Origin of the sequence: Solibaculum intestinale (assembly GCF_040096205.1) — a bacterium.
Classification (GTDB): Bacteria; Bacillota; Clostridia; order Oscillospirales; family Acutalibacteraceae; genus Solibaculum_A; species Solibaculum_A intestinale.
This window is the reverse complement of sequence record NZ_JBBMFD010000047.1, coordinates 1-5,219: the sequence shown is the minus strand read 5'-3', so window position 1 is coordinate 5,219 and position 5,219 is coordinate 1. Positions and strand designations below refer to the sequence as shown.

Annotated in this window: 8 protein-coding genes; 4 read left to right on the top strand and 4 right to left on the bottom strand. The window is 48.2% G+C overall.

The window, feature by feature from the left end:
• Positions 1-29: 29 nt before the first annotated feature.
• The 4 genes from WMO26_RS13300 to WMO26_RS13285 all read right to left on the bottom strand — a co-directional run bounded on the left by WMO26_RS13300 (position 30) and on the right by WMO26_RS13285 (position 2,279).
• Positions 30-398: a helix-turn-helix domain-containing protein gene (locus WMO26_RS13300; RefSeq protein ID WP_349221119.1), complete on the bottom strand. Its 369-nt coding sequence runs from the start codon at positions 396-398 to the stop codon at positions 30-32.
• A 90-nt stretch (positions 399-488) separates the two neighbouring features.
• Entirely contained in the window at positions 489-830 is a 342-nt protein-coding gene (locus tag WMO26_RS13295; RefSeq protein WP_349221118.1) for a hypothetical protein, read from the bottom strand.
• A 227-nt stretch (positions 831-1,057) separates the two neighbouring features.
• Positions 1,058-1,759, bottom strand: a complete 702-nt coding sequence (locus WMO26_RS13290) for a DUF4367 domain-containing protein (RefSeq protein ID WP_349221117.1) — start codon at positions 1,757-1,759, stop codon at positions 1,058-1,060.
• Positions 1,752-2,279: a sigma-70 family RNA polymerase sigma factor gene (locus tag WMO26_RS13285; protein WP_349221116.1), complete on the bottom strand. Its 528-nt coding sequence runs from the start codon at positions 2,277-2,279 to the stop codon at positions 1,752-1,754. The genes WMO26_RS13290 and WMO26_RS13285 overlap by 8 nt, the downstream gene beginning before the upstream one ends.
• A gap of 184 nt (positions 2,280-2,463) precedes the next feature.
• On the opposite strand from WMO26_RS13285, the gene WMO26_RS13280 reads away from it, so the two are divergent.
• The 4 genes from WMO26_RS13280 to WMO26_RS13265 all read left to right on the top strand — a co-directional run.
• On the top strand, positions 2,464-2,661 hold the full coding sequence (locus WMO26_RS13280; protein WP_349221115.1) for a hypothetical protein: 198 nt from the start codon (positions 2,464-2,466) through the stop codon (positions 2,659-2,661).
• Between the two features lie 179 nt (positions 2,662-2,840).
• Positions 2,841-3,053: a hypothetical protein gene (locus WMO26_RS13275; RefSeq protein ID WP_349221114.1), complete on the top strand. Its 213-nt coding sequence runs from the start codon at positions 2,841-2,843 to the stop codon at positions 3,051-3,053.
• 447 nt (positions 3,054-3,500) lie between these two features.
• Positions 3,501-3,869 (top strand): hypothetical protein, encoded by a 369-nt coding sequence (locus WMO26_RS13270; protein WP_349221113.1) that lies wholly within the window; start codon positions 3,501-3,503, stop codon positions 3,867-3,869.
• Between the two features lie 22 nt (positions 3,870-3,891).
• Positions 3,892-5,219: DNRLRE domain-containing protein (locus WMO26_RS13265; protein ID WP_349221112.1), on the top strand; the 1,328-nt coding region annotated here is incomplete at its 3' end.

Here is a 5,219-nt window from a genome sequence, read left to right as displayed (position 1 = left end):
CCCGACAATTGGGCGGGCCGCTTTTTTGATTATGGCTGCGGTAAAATTTCGATTGTAACCCCGTAGTATACACTCAGCGCTTCGATATCACTCGCACGGATCTCTTTCGGGAAAAAGTCCCCCTCCTCCAAATCTTCCAGCACTTCCAATGGAATATCAGTGGCATTGGATACAGTCATAAGATCGACGTTTTTCTTAAGCCGAAGCCCTTTTACCATTTCACCCATTTCCTCATGAAATGCAGTTTCCACACTCCAAAGCTGTGTCAGGTCTTCCCCGTGATCTTTGAAGGCTTTTCCAAGTCTGTCCACACTTTTCAAATCAAACGTTGTGATAGGGGACTGAGGTTCCTCCAGCTTTTTTAGAAACGGCAAGGATATCTGGGTACTGCCTCGCAATTTCCGAAACGCTCAGGCAATTTTTGTTGAGGAATCGCTGAAACACCCTGACCAAATGAAGATACCGATGGAAAGGAGTCATTGCCTTCATCACCCTCCGTAATACGATGTCTCAGAATGGACGACCACCGATTCCAAAGGAACAGAACCGTTAAAAACGGTCGCCGTGGTTTCCGTTCGATAGTAGTAATAGTGGGCAAGGTCCCCCTTGTTTTCGCTGATGATGTTCTGCCCGGCCCCCGTCCAGGTTTGCGACCAGCTCGCCCCAGGCACATTGATCCAATAGGAATCCAGCGTGACGTTGAGCGGCGACTTCTGAAGGGTGACGGTCAGCGTGACCTTGACATCTTTAAACGTCGTGTAATTCCCCTGGCAGTAGGCTTTTCCGTTCTTGATTTCCATGTCGGTGAACACGCTGCTGAGGTATTGCATCCGAGGGGCCAGCTCTTTCCGGCGACCCGGTTTGGGCCAAGTACGTGTACGGTGCGGTAGTGGGTTCAGCCGGCTGCAAATCGGCGGCAAACACCGGGACAGAGTTTGCCAGCAGGGTCAGCGCCATAACCGCCGCCAGCAGGATTCGTTTTCCATTCTTCATTTTTCTCGATCTCCTTTTTTGTTTATTGGAAGCGCCCCTTACTCGGTCGGGACGCTTTCGCCCACTAAATCAGTTCCTCCTTTGAGAGAGTTCCTTGCAGAGAATATAAATAGGTGTTATCGTCCCAGGTCAGCAGGGTAACGCCGTCTTTTTCGGTGAAGAAGCCGTGGCATGATCCGACCATGACTGTCTGCGCGTCGTCCAGATTTTCTCCGTCCGTCAGCCCGGACGCTTTCGAGCGCTGCTGCAAAAAGAACAGGCTTTCCCCCTCTTCGTTCCCGAATTCCACCTGTGTGATCCCTTCTAGCGTGGTTGCCTTTTTGAATGCATATCCTTGGGGAAGGGACTGCGGAAAGTGAATTCCGGCCAGATTTTGATAGGCGCTGGCCCCGTCCCCATGGAAATTGATTTCGATGTTCGGCCCCGGGGAGTTTAAAGCGGACAGGTATTTGACAAGTTCTGCACGCGCCGGGGGAACCGCAACAGCTACCAAGACTCCGACGCAGACGAGGGCCATCAGGGAAACCACGGCGTTGCGGGCGAACACGGTCAGATGAAACCCGCTGATTTTCCTGGTTCGCTTCGCCAGGCTCTTTCTGAGCCGTTCCCGTTCCGGGGTGCTCGGCTGGATTCCCTGTGCTTTCAAGGCTTCTGATTCTTTGATCAGCTCCTTTCCCTCTTTCCGGCAGGTGTTTAAAACCGCCTCTTTAAATTTCAGTTCGGCTTTTTCCCGTTTGAGTTGTTCCATCGTCAAAGGCTTACGCATTTTCATTTTCCTCCTTTGACTTCCTTTTGATTTTCTTTCTTGCCTGATAGAGTCGTTCCGCTATGTAGGAGCTGCGCAGCCCGGTCTCTTTTGCGATCATGGCCAGGTCAAAGTCGAGGCAGTACCGGAGGAACACCAAATCGCGGTCGAGAGCTGACAACCCGGACAGAAGGGACGCAAACCCTTCCGCCTCTTCCAACTGTTCCCCCGGCAGCAGCTCCGCCCGTTGGTAAAGCTCCTCCACCGTCCGGCTGCGCTCCCAAAAGCGGCTCCGCTTGGAGGATTCTCGGATGGCCGTGTTTCGTATGGTTGTTCGGACATAGACGGCAAGGGCTGGATGATCGAGGGTTTGAAGAAGCTCCACCTTGCCGGAAAGCCGGATGCAGGCTTCGATCACCGCGTCCTCCGCGCTGTCCGGGCAGATCGCAAGCGCGGTCTTTTTCAGAAGCGGATAAAATTCCTCAAACAATGCTTTGATATATTCCGCCTCTTCCGGGTTTAATGGGTGTGTGGGTGTCATGATAGTACCTTTCTATAGTAATAATTTCGAAATTATTGAGTAAAAAACACTCTTCTATGGCACTTTTTAAGCATATCGCTATTATATGTAACTTTTCAATAGATAATTGAGATTTTTCACCATTTAATATAATCGGATTTTCAAACGATATGATACGCTATTTTTAACAAGGTGGTGAACTGTTTTGAAAGAATATCAACGATTGGATTCTGATGAGTTAGACATGGAAATAGAAAAATCTAAAGATTTTTTTCGAAACAGACTCACTGAACTAAGGTTAAAAAAAGGTGTCAATGAAGTACAGATGTCATTTGAACTTGGTAATGCTAGAAATTACATACATCATATTTCTTCAGGTAAAGCTTTACCCAGCATGACATAGTTTTTCAATATCTGTAATTATTTTGGCATAACCGAAATTGAGTTTTTTAATGCAGATTATCATGATCCGCCACTAATGAAAAGGATCTTGAAAAAGATGGAGAAAATGAATTCAAATGAGTTGGTAAATCTAGAAAGCTTAATAGATAGTATTATTAAGGATCGATAGGAGCGATTATTATGGATACAGAGTTAAAAGATATATTGACAACCATACTAAATAAAATTGGGGTTATGGATAAAAAATTAGACGACGTAGACCAACGCACTGCAAAGACGGACTTGGCGTTGGAAAATGTGATTGGCCCAAGGCTTCAGCTGCTCTATGAGCAGAACAGCTCTTTTGTCGAGAAATTTGACAAACTCGATGCTCTGGAAGAAAAAGGTGGATGAAATCCATAACGACGTCTTTGCGATCAAGGAAGTGGTTTCCGAAGATCGGGCGGATATTGTTAAGCTCAAACAAGTGAAATAGGATTGAAACAGGTCCTTGGAATTCAAGGACCTGTTTTTTTTATTCAGCTAGCCCGCTTTCCGTTTTTCCGGTATCTTTTCAATAATTGCGTTTTGGTGAACTTTTTCATGCAACAGACTGCTTGCAGCCTTTCTCAAAGAAATTTCTGCAAAAAAGGCGACAAAGAATACCAAAAAGCGATAAATATGTTCATAATAACTTTACAGATTTTTAGCATCGTGATAACATCTGCCCATAAAGAAAAGGGAGATGGTCCCCGTGGAGAGAAAATGATGAGGCATCGGATAGGGGTATCCGGCGCCTTTTTTGTTGCCTGATTTTATGGAGAAAGAGATTCACCGATATCGAAAAAAGGGGTATATTCAATGAAGTGCAAATGGTTTTTGAAAGCGATCTCCTACCTGTTAACCTTTACCCTGCTACTAAGCGTGATGCAATTAGACGTGCTCGCCATGGACTACGATCCGTCCCAGCCGTCGGTTACCGACCCGCTGGACTATCCGCTCCCGGACCCGGAAAAAGAGTCGGAATACCAAATCATCGGCGAGCAGGAAGAAAAACGGGACGGCACTACGAAATATTTCCTCACTGAGCACGGCAACGGCATTGCCGCGGTGTACAACGAACCGGTTCACTACCAGACGAAGGACGGCTCCTGGGAGGAAATCGACAACTCCCTGGCGGAGGGGCTCCCTGGCGGAAGCCACCGACAGCCAGATCGGGGAAGTTTTTGAGAACGCCGCCAACGACGTAACGGTGAAGTTTACGAAGAAACGGGACCACAAGCGCCTGGTCACCCTGGACGACGGGGACTATCAGCTTTCCTGGGGCTTCGAAAACGCCCAGAAAAGTGGAGGAAACAAGGACATCCTGGTGACCGAGCCGGTAACTGCACTTTCGGACAAATCGGAAGAAATACCGGTGACCCAGGAAGAGATCCATGCCTACAACCAGAAAAAGATGGGGGTTTCCAAGAACCAGAGCGAAGCCCTTTACGAGGACGTCTACCCAAACATCGACGTCCAATATATCGTCACCGGCAAAACGGTGAAGGAAAACATCATTTTAAACGACAAATCCGCCGCCGGCCAGGCCATTTCCTTTCACATCCGCCACAACCGGATGCACATCCGGGCGGAAGAGGACGGCAGCCTGTCTTTGGTGGAAAACGCCGCGCCCCAGGACGTGATCTACACCTTGGCGGCCCCCTACATGGTGGATGCCAACGGGGAAATCAGCCGGGACGTGCGCTTTGAGGTGGAACCGGGGAAGAACATCCACGAGAGCGTGGTTCGGGTCATCGCAGACCAGGAATGGCTCAACGCCTCCGAACGGGCTTACCCCGTGGTGATCGATCCTATTGCGGAAACCAGCAAAGATTCCCGAAACATCTACGAGAGCTATATTTATCTTGCCAATCCAAATGACAACAGCGGCTATCTCTCCGACAATGTCTTTGTAGGATGCGACAGCGCCAAGGGGGAAACACAAACCTACTTGAAATTTGCAGATTTACCCAATTTGGATCAAGGTGCGTTGATCACCAAAGCGGAGCTGAATATCTATCAATATAACTACGACTGCCCGGACGGCCAACCGATGAATATCATGGCTCATGAAAATATGGGCGACTGGGGCGACGGCTTAACCTGGAATTACTGTCCCGACCGGTCCGATTGGATTTTGGACTACGAGACGGTGTCAAATAGTACAAATGGATATCCTTTGTCTTTTGATATAACCAAGGCGGTACGCAAATGGTACAACGGGCAAAACTATGGCATTATGCTACGCAGAGAGGACGAGCTCAACGGCAGGCTTGCCTGTGTCGAGCTGATTGGTTCAGATTTCGATTTGTCTGGCGGGATATCGGAAATGGTTTTGCCAAGTGGGATCTTTTGGTACAAAAACACTTGGGGTATGGAGGATTATTGGAATTATCATAGTCAAATGGCTAATCGAAGTGGAAGTGGACATATAAATATTTTCAATGGGAATCTTGTTTACACCATCGGCGATACCGCTACCAGCGGTTCCCGTTTGCCGGTTGGTGTCAATCACGTATATAACGCAAACGATCGTGG